We start from the raw sequence: 22,505 nt of genomic DNA on the forward strand, positions 1-22,505 counted from the left end.
CTGACATGAACATTGCATTTATCGGCCTGGGCAACATGGGCGCACCCATGGCCCGCAACCTGATCAAGGCCGGGCATCAGCTGAACCTGTTCGACCTCAACCAGAGCGTGTTGGCGGAGTTGGCGCAACTGGGCGGGCGTGTTGCTGCCTCGCCCAAGGCGGCCGCCGAAGGCGCCGAACTGGTGATCACCATGCTCCCGGCCGCCGCCCATGTGCGCAGTGTGTGGCTGGGTGAAGACGGGGTGCTGGCGGGGATTGGCCGCGGCGTCCCGGCGGTGGACTGCAGCACCATCGACCCGCAGACCGCTCGTGAAGTGGCCGCTGTGGCTGCCAAGCAAGGTGTGGCCATGGCCGATGCGCCGGTGTCCGGCGGCACCGGTGGTGCCCAGGCCGGGACCCTGACCTTCATGGTCGGCGCCAGTGCCGAGCTGTTCGCCACCCTGCAGCCAGTGCTGGCGCAGATGGGGCGCAACATCGTGCATTGCGGCGAAGTGGGCACCGGGCAGATTGCCAAGATCTGCAACAACCTGCTGCTGGGGATTTCGATGATCGGCGTCAGCGAAGCCATGGCCCTGGGGGATGCCCTGGGCATCGATACCCAGGTGCTGGCCGGGATCATCAACAGCTCCACCGGCCGTTGCTGGAGTTCCGATACCTACAACCCGTGGCCTGGAGTGATTGAAACCGCCCCGGCCTCCCGGGGCTACACCGGCGGCTTTGGTGCCGAGCTGATGCTCAAGGACCTGGGGCTGGCCACCGAGGCCGCGCGCCAGGCGCATCAGCCGGTGGTGCTCGGCGCCGTGGCCCAGCAGCTGTACCAGGCCATGAGCCTGCGTGGGGAAGGCGGCAAGGACTTCTCGGCCATCGTCAACAGCTACCGCAAACCGCAGTAAGGCAAAGATTGTGTAGCCGCTGCCGCAGGCTGCGAACGGCCCGAAGGGCCGCAGCGATTTCAAGTCTGGCGAAGCTTGTTGTTGAACGCGGCCCCTTCAGCCGGGGCGTTTGCGGGAATCTGCGTCGGGCAGGTTCCCGCTTTTTTGTGAGTTCAGTTCGGGCGATTGGCAGCGGTGTGCGGGGGAGGGTTGAGACGGGTGTCGAGGCCGAAGCGTTCCTGGATCACCACCTGATACAGCCCTTTGGCCAGCAATGGATTGATCAGAATGTTCCAGCTGTGCCGGGATACCGATGAGGGCACCAGCACGAATGGATGGTCGGCCAGCAACTGGTCGGCGAATTTCTGCTGGCCGGCACTGGGAATGCCCGGGATCAGCCAGTTGGGATTGGGCAGGCTGCGCTCATCCACGCGGTAGATGGCCGACGGGTCCTGGATCAGGGCGCCAGTGAGGACATGGGGCACGTTATCCAGTGCGGCAAAGCCCTTGTGCACCGCCACTTCCAGAATCGCCGTGGCCGGATCGGCGCTGCCATACACGGCCTTGACCCCTTTGGAGTTCCAGCGGCCGCCGCACAGCTCGGCACCGATGCCACTGTCCCAGCTATCGGCGTGCCGGGCGGCGTCCAGTCGCCAGAAATGAATCTCGCTGCTGCCCGGAATACTGATCACTGATAGACCCCGTATTCCAGGCGGGTGAGGAACTCGTCCACCAGTTCGAAGCCGATGGGGTTGGTCAGCAGATCCACCGGTTTATGGCCGTCGAGGCCCATCACCGGCTTGGCCATCCAGTCCTGTGCCTCTTCACTGCTGCCGAAGACGTCCTGGGCCTTGGCCAGCACCTGGGCAAAGCGTACCGCGCGGGCACTCTGCTCCGGGTTCAGGGGTTCGTCCGGGGTTTTCAGGCGCCGATGCAGGGTGCGTTCGGAGAGGCCGATGATCTTGGCCAGGACCTGTTCGTCCTTGAGCATGGGGACCGAGGAGACGAACTTGATGATCGCCGTCAGAGGGATGCCTTCCTCGGTCAAGCGATAGATCGAAATGCGGTCGTCAAACCGTGCCCGGCCACCCAGGAGGATGTCCGCAGACTGTTCTTTCAATACCAGTTTGCCCCGCCGCTTGGGGGCAATGCCGGTGCCTGTCAGCGCAACCATGAGTGCTACTCCTGCCTTTGCCATTTGGCAGTGATTATATAGACATTTGGCGGAGCGCGTTGTGTTCAATGGCAATGCCGGAAGGGGAGCCCAGGTCGAAGGGGCCCCCCGGTGTGTTCTGACTCAGGCAAACACGAAGTATTTGCGCACGGTTTCCACCACTTCCCAGGTGCCTTTCATCCCGGGTTCCACCACGAAGATATCGCCGGCACGCAAGTGGATGGGATCGCGGCCATCCGGGGTGATCACGCAGTACCCTTCCTGGAAATGGCAGTACTCCCACTTCTCATAGGCCACTCGCCACTTGCCCGGGGTGCAGATCCAGGTGCCCATGATCTTGCTGCCGTCCTCGCTGGTGTAGGCGTTGAGGTTCACGGTGTGGGGATCGCCCTCGAGTTTTTCCCACTTGCAGGCGTCGAGGACGGGCAGTGGGTGGGTATCGCGCAGAACGGTAATGGGTTGCGACATGCTGTGCTCCTAGCGGGCAGAGAACTGAAGACGCACCCTATAGCGCCCCACGTTCAGGGGGATGTCTGTTCTCGACCTCGGGGTATCCAGAAGCGCAATGCGAGAGTTGCTGCCGGCTGGGGGATAACGGGCGGCTGGCGCTTGAAACATTCCCTCGACAAAGGGCAGTTTTTTAGCAGGATTTGCGAAATATCTGATGATGCCCGAGTTATTTCGCAAGAATCTTTACTGGTATCGCTCGTATCATTCAGTCCGGAGTGACCAAGAGCCGCACGAATGGAAAATACACCACGCTGGTGGGATATCAGCCCGCCTTTGAGTACCGCGACCCCGACCTGGCCGGGGGACACGCCGTTCCAGGAGGAGCGCGTCTGGCAGTTCGGGCCCGAATGCCCGGTGAATGTCGGGCGCGTAACCCTGTCGCCCCACACTGGCGCCCATGTCGACGCACCCCTGCATTACCGGCCGGACGGCTTGCCCATCGGCGAAGTGTCGCTGGATGTCTACATGGGCCCGTGCCGGGTCCTGCATTGCCTGGACAGCGGCGCCCTGGTGCAGCCCGAAGCCGTGCTCGGACGCTTGGACAACTTGCCTGCGCGAGTCTTGCTACGCACTTATCCACAGGCGCCGCTGAGCACGTGGGACCCGGACTTTACCGCGGTAGCTCCAGCCACCATCGAACTGCTGGCCAGCCTCGGCGTGCGCCTGATCGGCATCGACACCCCGTCCCTCGATCCCCAGCAGTCCAAGACCATGGATGCTCATAACACCGTGGCCCGCCACGGCATGGCGATCCTTGAGGGGATAGTCCTGGATGAGGTTGCCGAAGGCGACTACGAACTGATTGCCCTGCCACTGCGCTTTGCCCACCTGGATGCCAGTCCGGTGCGGGCGATCCTGCGCCCCCTGGCCGATTGATTCCTACAATAAATACACAGCTGGCCGTCCGCGCCGTTGTGCATCCCGCCCCGGGTTGCACAGCCTGCGGGTGGTAACCGCTGCCTGAGGCGAGGAGCCCACGCCATGAGCCAATGTCCTTTTTCAAGCAACCCACCGGATGAATGGCATAACGCCGAGCTGAATTTCTCCGATTCCATGAGCTACGGCGACTACCTGGACCTGGGGCGTATTCTCAGCGCCCAGCATCCGCTGTCGCCGGACCACAACGAGATGCTCTTCATCATCCAGCACCAGACTTCGGAGCTGTGGATGAAGCTGATGCTTCATGAGCTCAAGGCCGCCCGCGAGCAGGTGCGCCAGGGCCAGTTGCCCCCGGCGTTCAAGATGCTGGCGCGGGTGTCGCGGATCTTCGACCAACTGGTGCACGCCTGGGCCGTGCTGGCCACCATGACGCCGTCCGAGTACAAGTCGATCCGCCCGTACCTGGGCCAGTCCTCGGGCTTCCAGTCGTTCCAGTACCGGGAAATCGAATTCATCCTCGGCAACAAGAGCGCGGCCCTGCTGCGGCCCCACGCCCACCGTCCCGAGCTGCTGCAGTCCCTGGAAGAATCGATTGCCACGCCGTCCATGTATGACGAAGCGATTGCCCTGATGGCTCGCAGCGGCTTGAGCATCGACCCCGCGCGCCTGGCCCTGAACAGCACCACCACGACTCAGCATGACCCGTCGGTGGAGGCGGCCTGGCGCGAGGTATACGCCAACCCTTCGGCCTATTGGGACCTGTATCAGTTGGCGGAAAAGTTCATCGACCTGGAGGACTCCTTCCGCCAGTGGCGCTTCCGTCACGTGACCACCGTGGAGCGCATCATCGGCTTCCAGCCTGGCACCGGCGGCACCGAAGGCGTGGGCTACCTGCGCAAGATGCTCGACACCGTGCTGTTCCCCGAGTTGTGGCGAGTGCGATCCTCGCTCTGATCCGCAAAACGCTCCGCCTGCCGGGGCGTTTTCATTTGCCTGCCGGCGTCTGATTGCCTGAATCCCTAATGTCGCCGCAGCCGCAGGCTGCGATCGCCTGCGCAGCAGACGCGCTCTTGAGGTCTGGAAGGTCCTGCGGACCTTAGTGCAGCCTGCGGCAGCGGCTACAGAGGTCGTTGCAGAGCGGTAGGCATTGGCGACAGTTGCGCTCTGGAGATAAAGTGGCTGCCTTCAGCGCAGATTTTTTACTCTCCCAGGCAGACCACATGTCCCGGACCTTCGAGCTTGAAACCCTCAAGATGCGCCTCAGCGACCCTGAGTTCCGCCCTCTGGATCTGCACCAGCGCATCCAGCGTGCGTTGCGCGGGCTGATCCTCGATGGCGCCTTGGGGCCTGGGGTGAAGTTGCCGGCTAGTCGGGCCCTGGCCAAGTCGCTGGCGGTCTCCCGGGACACCGTGGAAAACGCCTATGTGCAGTTGCAGCGCGACGGTTTTATCCAGCGCCGCGAAGGTTCGGGGAGTTATGTCTGTGAAGCCATCGGTGCCCAGTTGCGCGGCTCGGTCCGCCGCCGCCAGCAGTTGCAGGGGCAGCCTGGGCACAGCCGAGAGCCTGGGGCGGGCCTGAGCCGGCGCGGCGCGCTGCTGTTGCAAAGGGGCGGCGTCAGCGATCAGCAGGCCGTCACCGCCTTTGCTACCGGGCTGCCGGAAACCCGCAGCTTCCCGCTGGACGTCTGGGAACGCCTGCAACGCCAGGCGCTAAAGGATTACCGCGCCAATGTACTGCTGCATGGTGATCCCCAGGGCGCGCTGCCTCTGCGCAAGGCCATTGCCGCCTACCTGAACCTGGAGCGCGGAGCCAAGGTGCAGCCCGAGCAGATCCTGGTGCTGAGCAGTACCCGCCAGGCGCTGTTTCTGTGCGCGCAACTGCTGGTGGACGCCGGCAAGCCGATCCTGTTGGAGAACCCGGGCTACTTCGGCGCACGCAAGGCATTCGAGGCCGCCGAGGCGCGCATCGTGCCCATCGATGTCGACAGCCAGGGCATTCGCACCGACCTGCTGCGGGCCGACCGCAGTGGCGCCCGCTGTGTCTATGTGACGCCGTCCCATCAGTACCCCACGGGCGTCACCCTGTCCCTGGAGCGCCGCCTGGAACTGACCCGCTGGGCCGCCGAGCAGGAGAAATGGATCATCGAGGACGACTACGACAGCGAGTTCCACTACGACGGTTTGCCCACCGCCTGTGTCCAGGGCCTGGACCCGTATCAGCGCACCCTTTACATCGGCACCTTCAGCAAGACCCTCTACCCTGGCCTGCGCATGGGCTACATGGCCCTGCCCAGCGAGCTGGTGAGCGCCTTCAGCGCGGCCCGCAGCATCATGGACGGGCACACGCCGCAGATCCTCCAGCTGACCCTGGCGCGGTTCATGGAGGAGGGGCACTACAACGCCCATGTGCGGGCCATGCGCAAGCTGTACGCCGAGCGTCGGCAAGCCATGCTCGATGCCATCGGGCGGCATTTGCAGGGCATTGCCGTGGCCTTGCCGCCACCGGGCGGGTTGCAGATTCCTTGCCTGCTGGAGCCCGGCTGGAGCGAAGCGTTGACCCAGCAACGAGCCGCCAGGGCCGGCATCCAGTTGCCGGGGCTCGGCCGGCTGTATGCCGGGGAGCACAAGCAGCCAGGCTGGTTGCTGGGCTACGCCTCGCTGAGCGCCCATGAAATCGAAACGACCATGGCACGCCTGGCCCAGGCCCTGAGAAAGGCCTAGCCAGGCGCTGGCCTTCAGGGTTTGACGGTACGGGCGGTCAACAGAGTGGCCCGGCCATGGATCAGCAGGTGCGCGGTCAAGCCGGCCAGCAGCCCCCAAAAGGCACCGCCGACCCCGAGCAGGGTGACGTTGGCCGCGGTGGCGAGGAAGGTGATCAGCGCGGTTTCCCGAGTGGCCGCGTCGGCCATGGCATTGGCCAGGCTGCCGCCGATGGTCCCCAATAGCGCCAGGCCCGCCAGGGCGCTGATAAAGGTCTTGGGCAGCACCATGAACAGGCTGGCCAGGGTCACGCCGAAGGTGCCCACCAGGATGTAGAACAGCCCGCAGGCGATACCGGCGATGTAGCGTTTTTTCGGGTCAGGATGGGCGTCCTTGCCGGTACAGATCGCCGCGGTAATGGCCGCCACGTTGAAGGCATGGGCGCCGAACGGTGCCATCAGCAGCGAACCCAGGCCGGTGACCGTGAGCACTGGATTGGCGCTGGTGCTGTAGCCGTCATTGCGCAACACCAGCATGCCGGGCATGTACTGGCCGGTGAGGGTGATGACGAACAGCGGCAAGGCCACTCCGAGCAAGGCCTGCAGGGAGAACTGCGGCGCGGTGAATGCCGGCACGGCCAGGCTCAAGTGCACTGCAGAAAAGTCGATCCGCTGCTGAGCGATAAGCAGCCCCAGGCCGATGACCAGGATGCCCACCACGGCAAAGCGCGAGGTGAAACGCCGCAGCAGGGCGTAGGACACCAACAGCACTGTCACCAATAGCGGGTCGGCGCTGGCGCCGCCAAAGGCATTGATCCCGAACTGCAGCAGAATGCCCGCCAGCAGGCCGGCGGCGATGCCCTTGGGGATCATCCGCACCAGTTTGTCGAAGGCCCCGGAGCCGCCGAGGATGATGAACCCCAGGGCCGAGATCAGGTAGGCACCGATCACCTCGGCATAGGGCGTGAACGGCATCACCGTGGCCAGGAACGCCGCGCCGGGTGTGGACCAGGCAGTGATGATTGGCGCCTTGTAACGCAGGCTCAGCCACAGCCCGGTCAGGCCGACACCGACCGACACCGCCCAGACCCAGGACGCGGTCTGGGCCGGTGACAGCCGTGCCAGCTCGGCGGCCTGGAACACCAGGACAAAGGTTCCGCCGTAGTTCACCAGCACTGAAATCAGCGCCGCCACGGTGGGCGAGAAAACATCGGTCCAGCGCAGGCTTGTCGCCGTTCTGTTCATCAGCCGCTCTCCATCCAGAAACAGGCTCCCAGGCTCAGGTGCCGGGAGGGAGTCGATTCTAGAGAGAGGGCGGACTGTTGTTTCAGGCCGCATTCACCCTAATTGGCAGACCGCTTTTACGCCGCCGACAAAAAAGCCCGGCCTTGATCCCGGCCGGGCTTTCGGGTGTTGCAACCTTGAGCCTTAGTGCAGGGCGGGCTGTCCGGCCTTGCGTGCATGACTCAGGCGGTAGAAGCCCCAAATCACCAGGACCCACACCGGAATCGCATACACCGAGGCGCGGATGCCCGGGATCATCCACATCACGCCGATGATCATCAGCATGAACGCCAGGCACAGGTAGTTGCTCAGTGGCGACCAGAACGCCCTGAACGACGGCACCACGCCTTGCTCGGCCATGGCCTTGCGAAAGCGCAGGTGGGTCAGGCTGATCAGCGCCCAGTTGATCATCAGTGCAGCCACCACCAGGGCGAACAACAGCTCCAGCGCTTCGTGGGGCGCCAGGTAGTTGACCAGTACGCAGAGCAGCGTGATCAGCGCGGAAATGCCCAGGGCCAGAATCGGCACGCCCTGCTTGTTGAGCTTCATCAGCGCCTTGGGCGCGTCGCCCTGTTCGGCCAGGCCGTAGAGCATGCGGCTGTTGCAGTACACACCGCTGTTGTACACCGACAGTGCCGCGGTCAGGACCACGAAGTTGAGGATCTGCGCGGCCGCATCACTGCCGATCAGCGAGAAGATCTTCACGAAAGGGCTGCTGCTGTAGGCGTCGCCGCCGGCGTTGAGGCTCACCAGCAGTTCATCCCACGGATACAGCGACAGCAGCACGGCCAGGGCGCCGACGTAGAAGATCAGCACCCGGTAGACCACCTGGTTGATGGCCTTGGGAATCACTTTACGCGGCTCGGCGGCTTCGGCAGCGGTGATGCCCACCAGTTCCAGGCCGCCGAAAGAGAACATGATGAAGGCCATGGCCATCAGCAGGCCGGTGCCGCCGTTGGGGAAGAAACCGCCGTGGGACCAGAGGTTGCTCACCGACGCCTGGCTGCCACCGCTGCCGCTGAACAACATGTAGCAGCCGAGGACGATCATGCCGACGATGGCCACCACCTTGATGATGGCGAACCAGAACTCGGCTTCACCGAAGAACTTCACGTTCATCATGTTGATCAGGTTGACCAGCACGAAGAACACCGCCGCACTGACCCAGGTGGGGATTTCCGGCCACCAGAACTGCACGTACTTGCCCACTGCGGTGAGCTCGGCCATGCCCACCAGGACATACAGCACCCAGTAGTTCCAGCCGGCGAGAAAGCCGAAGTAGCCGCCCCAGTACTTGTGGGCGAAGTGGCTGAAGGAGCCGGCCACCGGCTCTTCGACGATCATTTCCCCCAACTGGCGCATGATCAGGAAGGCAATGAACCCGGCAATCGCATAGCCGAGGATCATCGAAGGTCCGGCGGACTTGAGCACCCCGGCCGAGCCGAGGAAGAGTCCGGTGCCGATCGCCCCGCCCAGGGCGATCAACTGAATATGGCGATTCTTCAAGCCACGCTTGAGTTCACCTTGTTGCAAGGTTTGATCCACTAATGTGCGCTCTCTTCTAGTTGTTATCAGGACCGATCCCGTGGTGAACGGGACCGATCGCGGCTCAATGCTGACGGGATCAGATATTACTCTCGGTAAACCGCTCGTAATACAGCTGAACGCGGTTAAGTTGCTGTTCTTGCAGCCAGGTTCGAATCGAATCGACCATCGGTGGCGGTCCGCAAACGTACAGGTCGCTGTCTTGGTCGCGCAGTTCGCTGCTGTCCAAGTGCTCGGTGATGTAGCCGCGCTTGCCCGACCAATCCGGGTCGGCGTCGCTGATCACCGGGGTGAAGCGAAACCCTTGCAGGCGCTCGCCCAGCGCCTGGATACGCTCCAGTTCGCACAGATCGGCACTCTGGCGCACGCCGTAGTACAGGTGCACCGGTTGCTGGCAGCCCTGCTCGACGATCTGTTCGAGCATCGCCAGCAGCGCCGACAGCCCGGTGCCGCCGGCCACCAGCAGCAGCGGCCGGCTGATCTGGCGCAGATAGAAAGCCCCCAGCGGCGCCTCCATTTCGATGCTGTCGCCCACCAGGCAACGCTCGCGGATGTAGTTGCTCATCACCCCGTCGGGCAGCAGGCGGATCAGGAACTGCAACTGGTTGTCCGCTCCTGGCCGGTTGGCGAAGGAGTAGGCCCGGCTGCTGTCGGTGCCGGGAACTTGCAGGCGTGCGTACTGGCCGGGGAGAAACTCCAGCGGTGCCTCGCTGCTACCCAGGTCCAGGTGCAGGATGGCGGTGCTGTCCGAGACTTGGCGCACGTCGATCACCGAGCCGGTACGTCGCACCGGATCGGCGTTGTGGCACAGGCTGGAATCGAAGTCGAAATAGAACGCCGCATCGGACTGCACCCGGGTCTGGCAGGTGAGCATCTTGCGTTGCTCCAGGTCCTGGGGCGATAGGGCTTCCTCGTCCACATAGTCCTGGCTGTACTGGCCCGACTCGCAACGGCCCTGGCAGGTGCCGCAGACGCCTTCGCGGCAGTCCAGGGGGATCTTGATGCCGTTGCGCAGGGCAGCGTCGAGCAGTATTTCATTGGCCTTGACCGGGAAGAACAGGGTCTTGCCGTCGGCAAAGCTGAACGCGACCTTGTGCGTCATGAAGAGATGTCCGTCGAGTCAGAGGTGGTAGAAGTCGAGCACCGAGTTGATCGTGTCGTTGAGCAGCAGCACGTGCTTGCGCTGGATCAGCCAGCTGTCGCCATGGGGCTTGAGGTCGTAGGTGGCGTGACCGTAGAAGTCCTCGGAGGTGGCCAGGCGATAGAACAGCGTGTGCCAGTTCAGGCGCACCTGCAGCAGCCCGTTGTCGCCCTCGGCGATGCGCAGGTTGTTGACCATGTGCAGGGTGCGCGGCATGGGAATGGTCGAGGCCGCCTTGCCGGTGCGCAGGCGGAACACCCGGTCTTCAAGGCCCGAACGGTTGGCGTAGTAGATCAGCGACATCTCGCGTTTCGGGTCCCGGGTGTAGACGTGTTCCGAGTCCCATTGCGGCAGGTGGAACTCGCTGTCCACGGCGAACAGCTGCAGGTAGGCGTCCCAGTCCTGGGCGTCGCACAGTTCGCACTTGCGATAGAAGAATTGCTCGATCTGGTACTGCAATTGCGCATTCATGTTCATACCTCACGCAGTTTCAGGGACTGGCGCTGCAGGCCGTCGAGGAGGAATTTCTGCCAGTTGCGGTGCTGGTTGACGTACAGCCCTTCATGGGTGATTTCGGTGCCGGTCATGGCCGGCTGGATGCCCAGGTTCTCGCTGTTGGCGGTGGGGCCGGTGGCCCAGCGGTGATGGCCGCGCGAGACATCGCTCCAGCGCTCCAGACGCCCCTGGAAGCCGCGCTGGGCCTCGCGAAACTCCACCAGGTCGTCCGGCGTGCCCATGCCCGAGACGTTGAAGAAATCCTCGAACTGGCGGATGCGGTTTTCCCGGTCGGCGTCGCTCTCGCCCTTGACCCCGATGCATTGGCTGATGATCTCGGTCTTGTTCCAGGCGATGGGGCGGATGATCCGCAGCTGGGAGCTGATCTGGTCGAGGAAGAACAGGCTGGGGTAGATGTTCAGGTTGCGCAGGCGGTGCATCATCCACTCGGCCTTGGCCTGGCCGTGCTCCTCCACCAGGCGCGGCATGATGCTGGCGTAGCCGGAACGCACCGCCGGGTTGGGCATTTCGCTGAACAGCACGCTGTGGCCGTTGTTGAAGGCGAACCAGCCGTCGTCGGTGCTGGCGTCGCCGGCGCCGAGCTTGCTGTAGTCCAGGGTGGCGCTGCTGCCGGTGCCGTTGTCAGCGTTGACCTGCTGGCGATGCTGCACCGTGGCCACGTAGTTGTAGTGCACGGTGCTGACGTGATAACCGTCCAGGCCGTTCTCGTTCTGCAGCTTCCAGTTACCGTCGTAGGTGTAGGCGGACTTGCCCGGCAGCACTTCAAGCTCACCGTTGGGGGACTGGGCGACCATCATGTCGAAGAAGATCCGCGCGTCGCCCAGGAAGTCCTCCAGGCTGTTGTCGGCGGCCACGTCCAGGCTGATGAAGACAAAGCCCTTGTAGCTGTCGATGCGAGCCTTTTTAAGGCCGCGGGTGGCCTTGTCGAAGCCTTCGTCGTATTCCCCCGGCGCCTTGACCTTCACCAGGCGCCCGTCGCTCTTGTAGCACCAGGCGTGGAACGGGCAGGTGAAGGTCGACTGGTTGCCCTTGCCAACCCGAGTCAGGGTGGTGCCGCGGTGTTGGCAGGCGTTGATCAGGGCATTGAGTCGGCCCTCGCCATCGCGGGTGATGATCATCGGCTGGCGCCCGGCGCGCATGGTGATGAAGTCGTGGTTGTTGGGCAGTTCGCTTTCGTGACAGGCGTAGATCCAGTTTTTCTCGAAGATCAGTTCCATCTCCAGATCGAACAGCTCGGGCTCGGTGAACATCTCCCGGGCGATACGGAACACTCCGTCCGCGGGGCGGAAGTCCAGGCAGCCGTGGATGAAGTCTTGCCACTGCTCGACGCTTCTTGCACCACTCATGAGTCGGTACCTTTTTTATTCAGGTCAATCGGGTGCATTCATTAGAGAGAGTGCGGGGCGCCGGTGGCTATCCGCTTAGTCGGCCAAGGCCATCCATAAAATTGCCTGGGTAGTTGCGACCCAGCTGCGACCCACCTTCGAGCGGATAAGCGATCGACAGCTGCACCACGGGGCGCCGATGGGCTACTGTGAGCCCGGCCAGAGAGGACGATGGGGGCGGGTTATCCACTTAGTGGGCGATTGCTATCCACTGGGTTGGCAGCGTTGCCGGCTGGCGCAAAACTTGCCCTGTCACACAAGACGCGCCGTCAGAGCGCGCTGAATAATAATTGCCGTGGGTGCGCCGTGATGAATAGCAAGGCTGATGGGCTGTTTCGCGAGATTCGTATCGATCGCTATGACCTTGAAGGGGCCAGGAGCTGGATGGCGGGTATCTGTGGGCCGCACCGCCTGGAAACCGCTAACCCCGAACGCATTCGTTTCCACCACAGTGCCAACGTCCTCAGGTCACGCGCTACGACCCTGGGCATCATCGAATACGGCACCGACGTGGTCGTCGATATCGAGGACACCGAGCGCTTCAGCAGCTACAGCCTGAGCCTGCCCCTGTGCGGCGAGCAGGAGCTGAGCAAGGACGGTCGCCTGCTGCGTTCGGACCCTGACCAGGGGGTGATCATTGCCCCCAACGAAAGCCAGGTGCTGGCCATCTCCGGCGACTGCCGCAAGTTGCAGGTGGTGATTTCCCGGCCGGCCATGAGCGAAGCCCTGGAGGCATTGCTGCAACGCCCGGTCGAGCAGCCGCTGCGCTTCGAGCCTGCCATGGACGCACGGCAGGGCGCCGCCGCGGCCTGGTGGCGCATGGCGCATCACTTCATTGGCGAACTGGCCCAGGGCAACGAACTTTACGAGCAACTGGCCTTCACCCGGGAAATCGAGAGCTCCCTGATCAAGGGGCTGATCCTGGCCCAACCCAACAACTACTCCGCGGAGCTGCAGGCGATGCTCGGGGTCAAGCTGCCGCATTACCTGGTGCGGGCCCGCCAGTACCTGCACGAGCATGCCCGAGAGGCGGTACACCTGGAGGACCTGGAAGCCGCCGCCGGTGTTTCACGCTTCAAGCTGTTCGAGGCCTTCCGCAAGTACTTTGCCCTGTCGCCCATGGCTTATCTCAAGCGCTATCGGCTCAATGGCGTGCGTCAGGACATTCTCGAACACGGCGCGGCGCGCAATATTTCCGAGATTGCCCTGGCCTGGGGCTTTACCCACCTGGGGCGGTTTTCCGCGGAGTACCGCAAGCTGTTCGACGAGGCGCCGAGCGCCACGGCTCAGCGCCACCAGGCGCGGCGCCCGGTGGGGTTCTAGGACGTACTACTTGCGCAGCACCAGATCCAGCAGGCCGTCCTGTTCCTTGATCTTCTGCAGGACGATTTCCGAGCGGATGTCGGTAACCCCGGACGCGCGGTTCAGGTGATTGACGATGAAATCCGAGAAGTGCTTGAGGTTGCGCGCCCGGATGCGCAGCACGTAGTTGCTGGCGCCGGTGATCACGTAGGCGGCCACCACTTCCGGCCATTGCTGGACCTTGCTGATAAAGGTCTCGTGCCAGCCTTCCACGTCCTGGCGCAGGGACACGTGGACGATGGCTTCCAGTTCGATCCCCAGGCGCTCGGCGTTGAGCTGGGCGCGATAGCCGCTGATGATCCCGTCGCCTTCGAGCATGCGCAGGCGGCGCAGGCAGGCGGAGGGTGAAAGGGCGACTTTCTCTGCCAGTTCCTGATTGCTGATACGCCCATCCTGTTGCAGGAAGTGCAGGATGCGCAGGTCGGTGGAGTCGAGGGTCATGGCTGGCATAAATCCGCGTTTTTTATTGAAGGATTAGAATTTTATTCGAGATTAGTACGATAACGCGCTGCACTTTGCACGAAAATTCTCTGCGGCTTCGTCCATTATTTCCTGGGTTTGCGGGTCGCCCAGACCCCGTGCCCGGCCCGCGCCAGGCGTACATGACCTTGACCAAGACAGGACTTCCAATGATCGATAAAAACCACTGCCTGCGTCTCGATGAACAGGACCCACTGGCGCCGCTGCGCCAACAGTTCGCCTTGCCCGAGGGCGTGATCTACCTCGATGGCAACTCCCTGGGTGCTCGCCCTGTGGCCGCCCTGGAACGGGCCCGGCAAGTGATCGAGCAGGAGTGGGGCGATGGCCTGATCCGCAGCTGGAACAGCGCCGGCTGGCGTGACCTGTCCCAGCGCCTGGGGGACCGTCTGGCCCCGTTGATCGGCGCCGGCAGCGGCGAAGTGGTGATCACCGACACCACGACCATCAACCTGTTCAAGGTGCTCAGCGCGGCCTTGCGGGTGCAGGCCGAACGCGCCCCCGAACGGCGGGTGATCGTTTCCGAAAGCAGCAACTTCCCTTCCGACCTGTACATCGCCGAGGGACTGACCCAGATGCTTGAGCAGGGCTATTCCCTGCGCCTGGTGGACAGCCCGGACCAACTGCCGGCAGCGATCGACCAGGACGTGGCGGTGGTGATGCTCACCCACGTCAACTACAAGACCGGCTACATGCACGACATGCAGGCCGTCACCCGACTGATCCACGAAGCCGGCGCCCTGAGCCTCTGGGACCTGGCCCACTCGGCCGGCGCAGTGCCTGTGGAGCTGAATCGCAGCGGCGCCGACTACGCCATCGGCTGCACCTACAAATACCTCAACGGCGGCCCGGGTTCGCAAGCCTTCGCCTGGGTTGCTCCTGCCCTGTGCAATCTGGTGACCCAGCCACTGTCCGGCTGGTTCGGCCATGCCCGGCAGTTCGACATGGCTACCCAGTACGAGCCCGCCAGCGGTATCGCCCGCTACCTGTGCGGCACCCAGCCGATCACTTCGCTGGCCATGGTCGAGTGCGGCCTGGAGGTCTTCGAACAGACCGACATGCAGAGCCTGCGGCGCAAGTCCCTGGCCCTGACTGACCTGTTCATCGAACTGGTGGAACAGCGTTGCGCCGGCCACGACCTGAAGCTGGTGACCCCACGCGATCACGCCAAGCGTGGCAGTCACGTGAGCTTCGAACACCCTGAAGGTTATGCCGTGATCCAGGCCCTGATCGCCCGGGGCGTGATTGGTGATTATCGCGAGCCGCGCATCATGCGTTTCGGCTTCACCCCGCTGTACACCCGCTTCAGCGAAGTCTGGGACGCGGTGCAGATTCTCGGTGAAATCCTTGATCAGAAAACCTGGGCCCAGGCGCAGTTCCAGGTGCGTCACAGCGTGACCTGAGACGCGTTTTATCCCCTGGTTGCTGCTGCATGCGGCGACCAGGGCAGCGGCACAAGGACGGGCCGTCACAACGATTCATACGTGCACACAACAATAAAGAGGCACTCAAAGTGACCACCTCCAACAAGGGTTTCGAAGCGATTTCCAATCGCGAGCACGGCCTCAGGCGGCAGTTGACCGCCGGCCAGATGAGCATGATCGCCATCGGCGGGGCCATCGGCACCGGCCTGTTCATGGGCAGCGCCTATGCCATCGGCTATGCCGGCCCCAGCGTGCTGCTGAGCTACGCCATCGGTGCGCTGATCACCCTGATCCTCATGGGCTGCCTGGCGGAAATGACCGTGGCCCATTCCACCTCCGGTTCCTTCGGCGCTTATGCCGAGTTCTACGTCAGCCCGCTGGCCGGTTTCCTGGTGCGCTACGCCTACTGGGCGGCCATCGTTCTGGCGGTGGGCGCCGAAGTCACGGCCATCGCCATGTACATGAAGTACTGGTTCGCCAACGTTCCGGAATGGGTGTGGATCATATCCTTCTCCAGCGTGCTGATTCTGCTTAACGCCATCAGCGTGAAGACCTTCGGCAACTTCGAATACTGGTTCTCCACCATCAAGATCGCCGCCATCGTCGGTTTCATCATCCTTGCGGTGTATGTGGTGTTCGGCTCCGGCAACCCCGATTACGGCGTGCACAACTACAGCGCCCACGGCGGCTTCTTTCCCAATGGTTTCCAGGGCATGTGGATCGCGGTGATCGTGTCGATCTTCAGTTACCTGAGCGTGGAGATGATCGCGGTGGCGGCGGGGGAGGCCAAGGACCCGCAGCGCGCGGTGAAGCAGGCGTTTCGCGCCACCATCGTGCGCCTGGTGGTGTTCTACCTGCTGACCCTGGCCCTGATGCTGGCCATCGTGCCCTGGGTCCAGGCGGGCAAGGCCCAGAGCCCGTTCGTCACGGTGATGCAGACCATCGGCATTCCCGGGGCCACCGGGGTGATGAACTTCGTGATCCTGATCGCGGCCCTGTCGGCGATGAACAGCCAGCTCTACATCACCACGCGGATGATGTTCAGCCTGTCCCGCGCCGGCTTTGCGCCCAAGTCCATGGGCGCCCTGAGCAAGACCGGGATTCCGCTGAATGCCTTGTTGCTGTCCAGCTCCGGTATTGCCCTGGCCACCTTGATCAACGTGCTGTACCCGGAGAGCTCATTCGTCCTGATGATGGCGATCTCGATGTTCGGCGCGATCTTCACCTGGTTCATGATCTTCCTCACCCACTACTGCTTCCGCCGTTATCACCAGCGTCATGGTGAACAGCAACTGTCGTTCCGCATGCGCCTGTTTCCCTACAGCACCCTGCTGGGACTGGTGCTGATGGGGGCGGTGATGATCACCACCTTCTTCACCGAGGCGTTCAAGATGACCCTGGTGTTCGGCGTGCCCTTCCTGCTGTTACTGACCCTGGTCTACTACCTGTGCTTCCGTAAGCCCAGGACGGTCGCCGGACTGTCCGAGGTCTGAGGCCACGCCTCCCGGATTCTCCGGGCATCGCTGGTGCAGGTTGTGTATAGCGTGCGTAGTGAGCGACTAAGGAGGGTGGCGAGGTCTCGCCACCTTGCGAGGCTGGGTCTCCTGGGCCTTAGCGGCTTACAATGCGATCCGCCTGGGCGCAATCGCTGGGTGGTGGCAGTCATCCCCGACTTGAGTTGTGGTGAGTGTCGCGCTTGCGGCGAACGAGCCGACTTGAAAATCGAAAGCCTTCAAAGGTGCTGTGCATGACAAATTGGCAACGTGGTGACTTAGTCGAGCTGGACGGCCTTCTGGCGGTCGTGGTCGGCATTGAGGGGGACCCCAATGTCCCCGAGGAACACATCGCAGTTTGGTTTGGTGCCCCAAGTTGCCTCCGAAAGTCTAAGGGCGGAGCCGGTGGAGCGAGTCCGGAGGTCTGGACGGTGCCAGCGTACTTGTTCGTGCGAGCCGCTGAGCCTGATTGGCGTCACTGATTAATTGATTTTTCTATCGGAATGCGCCTTTCCGCTCCTTTCTCAACGACCCGCTAGAGGCTGCCCAGGGGGCACTCTTCGCGAGCCTGTTGCAGGCTGGTCTCGAAGACTTCGAGCCGGCTCTGCAACTGCTGCAAGTCATCGATCTGTTGTTGCAGCTCGCGCCTCTTTTGCGCCAGGGCGGCCTGCGCGCGGTCCCAGGGAAAGGCCTGGCCCTGGTGCGTGGCGAACACCTGCTGCAATTCCTTGAGCTTGAACCCCAACTGCTGCGCGCATTTGATGAACATCAGTTGCTCGACGCTCTGGGCGTCATAGAGACGGTAGCGACCCTGACGCGGAGCTTCGGGCAACAGGCCGATGGCTTCGTAGTGGCGGATGCTCTTGACGGTGGTCCCGGACAGTTGCGCGGCTTGGCCGATGTACATGAAAACTCCTTGTTCAGTACCGGTTTCGGGCGGTGGACAGCGTTGCGCATTATCCGGTGGATTCACTGCCTGGCAAGGTACTGCGCCTGCATCAGCCAATCCGCCTTGCGTTCTTCGCTGGCGTCCAGCACCGGGCCAAAGGTCAGGGTGCGCAACGGCTTGATGCCGCAGAAGGCCAGGGTGGTGCGGCGCATCTGCTGCAAGCCGGGCATGCGATAGAACCAGCGGAAATACCAGGGCGGGGTGTCCATGGTCACCATCAGGTGGGCGGTGCGGCCCTTGAGCAGTTGCTCGGGAAAGGCCTTGCCGGGGCGGTACTTGAAGGCGAAGCCCGGCAGCAGCACACGGTCGAGAAAGCCCTTCATCAGGGCTGGAATCCCACCCCACCAGATGGGGAAGACCCAGGTCAGGTGCTCGGCCCAGAGGATGTCGGCCTGGGCCCGTTGCAGGTCTTCCTCCAGAGGCTGGATCTGCCGGTAGCCTTCGCGCAGCACCGGATCGAAGCGCAGGTCGCCGAGCCTGAGCTGGCGCACGTCATGCCCGGCTTCCTGCGCCGCCTTCACATAGCGCTCGCTCAATGCCGCGCACAGGCTGTTGCGCGAGGGGTGGCCGAGAATCACCAGGATGCGTTTGCTCATTGCCGTGGTCCTTGAGGGATAAACCCCAAGGCTAAAGTCTGCCCCTAAGGGGAGAGTCAAGGCGGCAGCAGTGCCGCGCACAAACCTTGGGCATACAGCGGCAGCGTTGCGAAGTCACGGGCGCACAACAGCAACCGGCGCCGGGCCCAGGCTTCGCTAAGCGGGCGGGACTGCAACGGCAGGTGACGGTTGCGCTCCAGGGCCGCCAGGGGCACCAGCGCCAGCCCAGCCCCACGGGCCACCATGCGCAGCAGGGCGTCGAAGCCTTCGGCGCGGATGCGCAATTGCATGCGTCGTCCCAGGTGCAGGGCCTGTTCCTCCAGATACACCGCCAGGGCGCTATGGCTGGCCAGGCCAACGTAGTCGTGGGCCAGGGTGTCGTTGAAGCTGAGGTTGGGCTGCAGGCTCAGCGGGTGATCCTGGGGCATCACCAGGACCAGCGGATCATCACGGAAAGGCCGGCTCATCAGTCCCTGAATGTCCACCGCGTCGGAGACGATACCCAGGTCTGCCGCACCCTGGCGCAGGGCGTGGGTGATGCGCTGGCTGGGCAATTCCTGCAGGTCGATATCCACCTGGGGCTGGTTGTGCAGGAAGTCCGCCAGCAACTCCGGCAGGTACTCGCTGAGGGCGGTGGTGTTGCACAACAGGCGTACCTGGCCCTTGATTCCCTTGGCGTATTCGGCGAGGTCCTGTTGCAGGTGTTCGGCGTATAGCAACAGCGTCCGGGCATGTTGGGCCAGGGCCTTGCCGGCGGGCGTCGGGCGAATGCCGCGGCGCCCGCGTTCGAGGAACTCGATGCCCAGGGAGGCTTCCATGGCGCGGATTCGAGCGCTGGCGGCGGCCAGGGACAGATGGCTGCGAGCGGCCCCGGCGGTGATGTTGCCGGCGTCGAGAATGTTCAGGTACAGCCGCAGGTCGATCAGGTCGAAGTGCATGGGGCATTCCTCGGGGAACGGGGTCTCTTACGGAGGCCGTGCAGATGTTTTTGTAGGAGCCGGCTTGCTGGCGAAGGGGCCTTAGGATTTTGCATCGGGCTTGAGTGCGCCTTCGCTGGCAAGCCAGCTCCTACGGAGGTACGGGCAATAGGTTTTGGTATGTGCCTATTGCCTGGCAAGAGGCTGGCTCAGTATATGGCAGATTTTCAGCTCGGCGGGCAGGGCGCAGGATAGGCCCATGAACAGCTCTCTCGCGTTTTATCAAAACCTCGGACTGGCCCTTTCTCTGCTAGTCATCGGCACCTTCGTACTGGCCGGCATGGTCAAGGGGGTGATCGGCCTCGGTCTGCCCACCATCGCCATGGGGCTGTTGGGGCTGGCTATGGCTCCGGCGCAGGCTGCAGCCTTGCTGATCATTCCGGCGACCCTGACCAATCTCTGGCAACTGGCCTTTGGCGGGCACCTGCCGGCCTTGCTCAAGCGCCTGTGGCCGATGTTGCTGGCGATCTTCGTCGGCACGGCCGCCGGTTCATTGTGGTTGGCCATCGAGGGCGGGCATTGGGTGGTGCGGGGGTTGGGCGCGGCGTTGCTGCTGTATGCCCTGAGCGGCCTGCTGTTGCCGACCCTGCGCGTGTCGCCGGCCCAGGAGCGCTGGCTGGCGCCGCTATGCGGGCTGGTCACCGGGGTCATCACTTCGGCCACCGGGGTGTTCGTGATCCCGGCGGTGCCCTATCTGCAGGCCCTAGGCTTGAACAGGGATCAGTTGGTGCAGGCCCTGGGCCTGTCGTTCACGGTTTCAACCCTGGCCCTGGCCGCCGGTCTGCTGTGGCGTGGCGCCCTGGGCAGCGCCGAGCTGGGGGCTTCCTTGCTGACCCTGGCCCCGGCGCTGTTGGGCATGTGGCTGGGGCAATGGTTGCGCCAGCGCATCAGCGCCTTGCTGTTCAAGCGGGTGTTCTTCATCGGCCTGGGGCTGCTGGGTGGGCATCTGTTGATCAGCGGCTAGACCTCTGGCTCAGCGGCCAGCCGCGGCCGGGCTGAGCATGTCGATGGCGCGGATCTCGAAGTCGCGCTCCAGGTAGTCCATGCGCGCGTCGAGAAACTGCTGCATGTGCGGCAGGCCAGAGTGGCTATCCAGCGCCTCCTGGGAAGCCCAGACCTCGTAGAAGATGAACAGGCTCGGGTCTTCCCGGTCCCGCAGCATGTGGTACTCGATGCAGCCGGCTTCAGCGCGGCTGGCGGCGACATGGCTCAGGAAGAACGCCTGGAAGGCGTCGGCGCGTTCGGGACGGGTCTTGGCGTGAAGGATAAAGGCCTGGGGCGTGGACATGCGCAAAACACTCATTGACGGGGAAGGTGCTGAAAATCCTAAGGCAAAGATCGGCTATCGATTCGTGCGTTTTAGTCAAATGTATTTTGAGCGACCCGGGCTTATTCTCCGCTCCCGGCCTGATTAACCTGCCGCCATCGTTTGCAACCTTCACAACCCGTCGCTGCTGATGCGCGATGGGCTGTCCCCGATGAGGCCGGATCATGAAAAAAGTACTGCTGCTCAATGGCGCCAAACAGTTCGCCCACTCCGATGGCCGTTACAACGCCACCCTGCACGACACCGCCCTGGCGGTGCTGGATCGCGGTGGCCTGGAGGTCAAGGTCACCCATATCGACGAGGGCTACGACATTCAGGAAGAAGTGGCGAAGTTTCTCTGGGCCGACGTGATCATCTACCAGATGCCCGGCTGGTGGATGGGCGCGCCGTGGATCGTCAAGAAGTACATCGACGAAGTCTTCACCGAAGGCCACGGCAGCCTCTACGCCAGCGATGGCCGGACCCGTTCCGACGCCTCACAGAAATACGGCAGCGGCGGCCTGATCCAGGGCAAGCAGTACATGCTGTCGCTGACCTGGAACGCGCCGCAGCAGGCCTTTGACGATCCGACCGACTTCTTCGAAGCCAAGGGCGTGGACGCGGTGTACTTCCCGTTCCACAAGGCCAACCAGTTCCTCGGCATGCGCGGCTTGCCGACCTTCCTCTGTGTCGACGTGATGAAGCGCCCGAACATCGAAGCCGACGTACAGCGCTACGCGGAGCACCTCAAGGCGGTGTTCAATCTTCAGGGCTGAATCCGGCTACTATTGAGCGCCTTGAAGCGGGCCTGCGGTTTATCCAGGGCCCACCCGCGCCGATAAAGGACTCCTGTGAAAGCCCGATCCGACGAGTTGCAAGTCTTGGTTTGCGTCATCGAGTGCGGTTCGATTTCCGCTGCCGCCGAGCAATTGGCCCAGACCCCTTCGGCAGTCAGCCGCACCTTGTCGCGGCTGGAGGCCAAGCTCGACACCACGCTGATCAACCGCACCACTCGACGCATGGACCTGACCGAAGAAGGGCGCTACTTCTTCGAGCAGGCCAAGCTGATTCTCGATCAGATGGACGAACTCGAAGAGCGCCTGTCCTCGCGCCAGCGCAATCCGTCCGGGCGTTTGCGGATCAACGCCGCGTCGCCTTTCATGCTGCACGCCATCGTTCCCCATGTGGCCGAGTTCCGTCGCCTGTACCCGGACATCCAGCTGGAACTCAACAGCAACGACCTGATCATCGACCTGCTGGAGCAGAGCACCGACATCGCCATCCGCATCGGCGTGCTGGCGGACTCGACCCTGCATGCCCGCTCCCTGGGCTGTAGCCCGCTGCATATCCTCGCCAGCCCCGATTACCTGGCCCGCCACGGCACGCCGCACAGCGTGGCCGAACTGGCCGAACACACCTTGCTCGGCTTCACCCAGACCGAAACCCTCAACCACTGGCCGTTGCGCCATCTGCACGGTGATCGCTGGCAGATCCTGCCGGGCATCAGTGCCTCCAGCGGCGAGACCTTGCGCCACCTGGCGCTGGAGGGGCAGGGGATTGCCTGCCTGTCGCATTTCATGACCATCGACGACATCCGCGCCGGGCGCCTGCAACCGGTGCTGGCCTCGTTCAACAGCGGCTACCGCCAGCCGATCAACGCGGTGTACTACCGCAACTCGCAACTGGCCCTGCGCATCCAGTGCTTCCTGGATTTCATCCAGGGCAAGCTGGCCGATTACGCCCACCCCGAGTTCCAGGGCTGAAAGCCCCGTTCCCCGCCAATCAACCGTAGGAGCCGGCTTGCCGGCGAAGAGGCCCCCAGGTTTTGCGCAAGTCTTGAAATCGCTTTCGCTGGCAAGCCAGCTCCTACGGTCATTTATGTTTGTGGGTTGGTACGCGCGTACTGCAATTGACGAT

At 63.2% G+C, this 22,505-nt stretch carries 22 protein-coding genes and 1 pseudogene; 10 read left to right on the plus strand and 13 right to left on the minus strand.

The window, feature by feature from the left end; all coding sequences use genetic code 11:
• Positions 1 to 5: 5 nt before the first annotated feature.
• Positions 6 to 893: a 3-hydroxyisobutyrate dehydrogenase gene (gene mmsB, locus WIN67_RS03730; RefSeq protein ID WP_339070652.1), complete on the plus strand. Its 888-nt coding sequence runs from the start codon at positions 6 to 8 to the stop codon at positions 891 to 893.
• Positions 894 to 1,045: 152 nt separating this feature from the next.
• Here mmsB and WIN67_RS03735 read toward each other — a convergent pair whose 3' ends face one another.
• The 3 genes from WIN67_RS03735 to WIN67_RS03745 form a co-directional block, all read right to left on the minus strand.
• Entirely contained in the window at positions 1,046 to 1,564 is a 519-nt protein-coding gene (locus WIN67_RS03735) for an RES family NAD+ phosphorylase (RefSeq protein ID WP_102861019.1), read from the minus strand.
• Positions 1,561 to 2,046 carry a type II toxin-antitoxin system Xre/ParS family antitoxin gene (gene parS, locus WIN67_RS03740; RefSeq protein ID WP_102861020.1) on the minus strand — a complete coding sequence of 162 codons (486 nt, stop codon included), beginning with the start codon at positions 2,044 to 2,046 and terminating at the stop codon, positions 1,561 to 1,563. Before parS ends, WIN67_RS03735 begins: the two co-directional genes overlap by 4 nt.
• Positions 2,047 to 2,169: 123 nt before the next feature.
• The gene (locus WIN67_RS03745) at positions 2,170 to 2,514 is read right to left on the minus strand and encodes a cupin domain-containing protein (RefSeq protein ID WP_102861021.1); all 345 of its coding nucleotides are present in this window, start codon (positions 2,512 to 2,514) and stop codon (positions 2,170 to 2,172) included.
• Between the two features lie 276 nt (positions 2,515 to 2,790).
• Here WIN67_RS03745 and kynB point away from each other — a divergent pair, with 276 nt between their 5' ends.
• From kynB to WIN67_RS03760, 3 genes are all read left to right on the plus strand, one after another.
• A complete protein-coding gene (gene kynB, locus WIN67_RS03750; RefSeq protein WP_102861022.1) occupies positions 2,791 to 3,432 on the plus strand; it encodes an arylformamidase in 642 nt (213 codons plus the stop codon).
• Between the two features lie 105 nt (positions 3,433 to 3,537).
• Positions 3,538 to 4,389 (plus strand): tryptophan 2,3-dioxygenase, encoded by an 852-nt coding sequence (gene kynA / locus WIN67_RS03755; RefSeq protein ID WP_102861023.1) that lies wholly within the window; start codon positions 3,538 to 3,540, stop codon positions 4,387 to 4,389.
• A 266-nt stretch (positions 4,390 to 4,655) separates the two neighbouring features.
• On the plus strand, positions 4,656 to 6,155 hold the full coding sequence (locus WIN67_RS03760; protein ID WP_170004361.1) for a PLP-dependent aminotransferase family protein: 1,500 nt from the start codon (positions 4,656 to 4,658) through the stop codon (positions 6,153 to 6,155).
• 14 nt (positions 6,156 to 6,169) lie between these two features.
• Here WIN67_RS03760 and WIN67_RS03765 read toward each other — a convergent pair whose 3' ends face one another.
• From WIN67_RS03765 to antA, 5 genes are all read right to left on the minus strand, one after another.
• Positions 6,170 to 7,378: a benzoate/H(+) symporter BenE family transporter gene (locus WIN67_RS03765; RefSeq protein WP_339070653.1), complete on the minus strand. Its 1,209-nt coding sequence runs from the start codon at positions 7,376 to 7,378 to the stop codon at positions 6,170 to 6,172.
• Between the two features lie 183 nt (positions 7,379 to 7,561).
• Positions 7,562 to 8,962 carry an amino acid permease gene (locus tag WIN67_RS03770; protein ID WP_170004358.1) on the minus strand — a complete coding sequence of 467 codons (1,401 nt, stop codon included), beginning with the start codon at positions 8,960 to 8,962 and terminating at the stop codon, positions 7,562 to 7,564.
• Between the two features lie 79 nt (positions 8,963 to 9,041).
• Positions 9,042 to 10,064, minus strand: coding sequence for an anthranilate 1,2-dioxygenase electron transfer component AntC (gene antC / locus WIN67_RS03775; protein WP_170004356.1), 1,023 nt, complete (start codon positions 10,062 to 10,064; stop codon positions 9,042 to 9,044).
• 18 nt (positions 10,065 to 10,082) lie between these two features.
• The gene (antB, locus tag WIN67_RS03780) at positions 10,083 to 10,574 is read right to left on the minus strand and encodes an anthranilate 1,2-dioxygenase small subunit (protein WP_102878278.1); all 492 of its coding nucleotides are present in this window, start codon (positions 10,572 to 10,574) and stop codon (positions 10,083 to 10,085) included.
• A 2-nt stretch (positions 10,575 to 10,576) separates the two neighbouring features.
• Positions 10,577 to 11,965 carry an anthranilate 1,2-dioxygenase large subunit gene (gene antA / locus WIN67_RS03785; protein WP_110595949.1) on the minus strand — a complete coding sequence of 463 codons (1,389 nt, stop codon included), beginning with the start codon at positions 11,963 to 11,965 and terminating at the stop codon, positions 10,577 to 10,579.
• A gap of 348 nt (positions 11,966 to 12,313) precedes the next feature.
• On the opposite strand from antA, the gene WIN67_RS03790 reads away from it, so the two are divergent.
• Complete coding sequence (locus WIN67_RS03790) at positions 12,314 to 13,327, plus strand: AraC family transcriptional regulator (RefSeq protein WP_102878280.1); 1,014 nt, start codon at positions 12,314 to 12,316, stop codon at positions 13,325 to 13,327.
• 6 nt (positions 13,328 to 13,333) lie between these two features.
• On the opposite strand, the gene WIN67_RS03795 is transcribed toward WIN67_RS03790, so the two are convergent.
• The gene (locus WIN67_RS03795) at positions 13,334 to 13,807 is read right to left on the minus strand and encodes an Lrp/AsnC family transcriptional regulator (protein ID WP_102878281.1); all 474 of its coding nucleotides are present in this window, start codon (positions 13,805 to 13,807) and stop codon (positions 13,334 to 13,336) included.
• 188 nt (positions 13,808 to 13,995) lie between these two features.
• Here WIN67_RS03795 and kynU point away from each other — a divergent pair, with 188 nt between their 5' ends.
• Positions 13,996 to 15,246 (plus strand): kynureninase, encoded by a 1,251-nt coding sequence (gene kynU / locus WIN67_RS03800; protein ID WP_339070654.1) that lies wholly within the window; start codon positions 13,996 to 13,998, stop codon positions 15,244 to 15,246.
• 110 nt (positions 15,247 to 15,356) lie between these two features.
• A pseudogene (locus WIN67_RS03805) lies at positions 15,357 to 16,770 on the plus strand (amino acid permease); the annotation flags it as partial.
• A 525-nt stretch (positions 16,771 to 17,295) separates the two neighbouring features.
• On the opposite strand, the gene WIN67_RS03810 reads toward WIN67_RS03805, so the two are convergent.
• The 3 genes from WIN67_RS03810 to WIN67_RS03820 form a co-directional block, all read right to left on the minus strand.
• Positions 17,296 to 17,667, minus strand: a complete 372-nt coding sequence (locus WIN67_RS03810; protein ID WP_102878285.1) for a MerR family transcriptional regulator — start codon at positions 17,665 to 17,667, stop codon at positions 17,296 to 17,298.
• Between the two features lie 62 nt (positions 17,668 to 17,729).
• Positions 17,730 to 18,305 (minus strand): NAD(P)H-dependent oxidoreductase, encoded by a 576-nt coding sequence (locus WIN67_RS03815; RefSeq protein ID WP_102878286.1) that lies wholly within the window; start codon positions 18,303 to 18,305, stop codon positions 17,730 to 17,732.
• A gap of 56 nt (positions 18,306 to 18,361) precedes the next feature.
• A complete protein-coding gene (locus WIN67_RS03820) occupies positions 18,362 to 19,243 on the minus strand; it encodes a LysR substrate-binding domain-containing protein (protein ID WP_110653100.1) in 882 nt (293 codons plus the stop codon).
• Positions 19,244 to 19,481: 238 nt separating this feature from the next.
• Here WIN67_RS03820 and WIN67_RS03825 point away from each other — a divergent pair, with 238 nt between their 5' ends.
• Positions 19,482 to 20,246, plus strand: coding sequence for a sulfite exporter TauE/SafE family protein (locus WIN67_RS03825; RefSeq protein WP_339070655.1), 765 nt, complete (start codon positions 19,482 to 19,484; stop codon positions 20,244 to 20,246).
• A 9-nt stretch (positions 20,247 to 20,255) separates the two neighbouring features.
• On the opposite strand, the gene WIN67_RS03830 is transcribed toward WIN67_RS03825, so the two are convergent.
• Positions 20,256 to 20,570, minus strand: a complete 315-nt coding sequence (locus WIN67_RS03830; protein WP_102861038.1) for a putative quinol monooxygenase — start codon at positions 20,568 to 20,570, stop codon at positions 20,256 to 20,258.
• Between the two features lie 203 nt (positions 20,571 to 20,773).
• On the opposite strand from WIN67_RS03830, the gene WIN67_RS03835 reads away from it, so the two are divergent.
• Both WIN67_RS03835 and WIN67_RS03840 read left to right on the plus strand, forming a co-directional pair.
• Positions 20,774 to 21,364: an NAD(P)H-dependent oxidoreductase gene (locus WIN67_RS03835; RefSeq protein WP_102861039.1), complete on the plus strand. Its 591-nt coding sequence runs from the start codon at positions 20,774 to 20,776 to the stop codon at positions 21,362 to 21,364.
• A gap of 75 nt (positions 21,365 to 21,439) precedes the next feature.
• Positions 21,440 to 22,351, plus strand: coding sequence for a LysR family transcriptional regulator (locus WIN67_RS03840; RefSeq protein ID WP_339070656.1), 912 nt, complete (start codon positions 21,440 to 21,442; stop codon positions 22,349 to 22,351).
• Positions 22,352 to 22,505 lie beyond the last annotated feature (154 nt).

It is taken from the genome of Pseudomonas idahonensis, from assembly GCF_037903935.1.
Taxonomy (GTDB): Bacteria; Pseudomonadota; Gammaproteobacteria; order Pseudomonadales; family Pseudomonadaceae; genus Aquipseudomonas; species Aquipseudomonas danubii.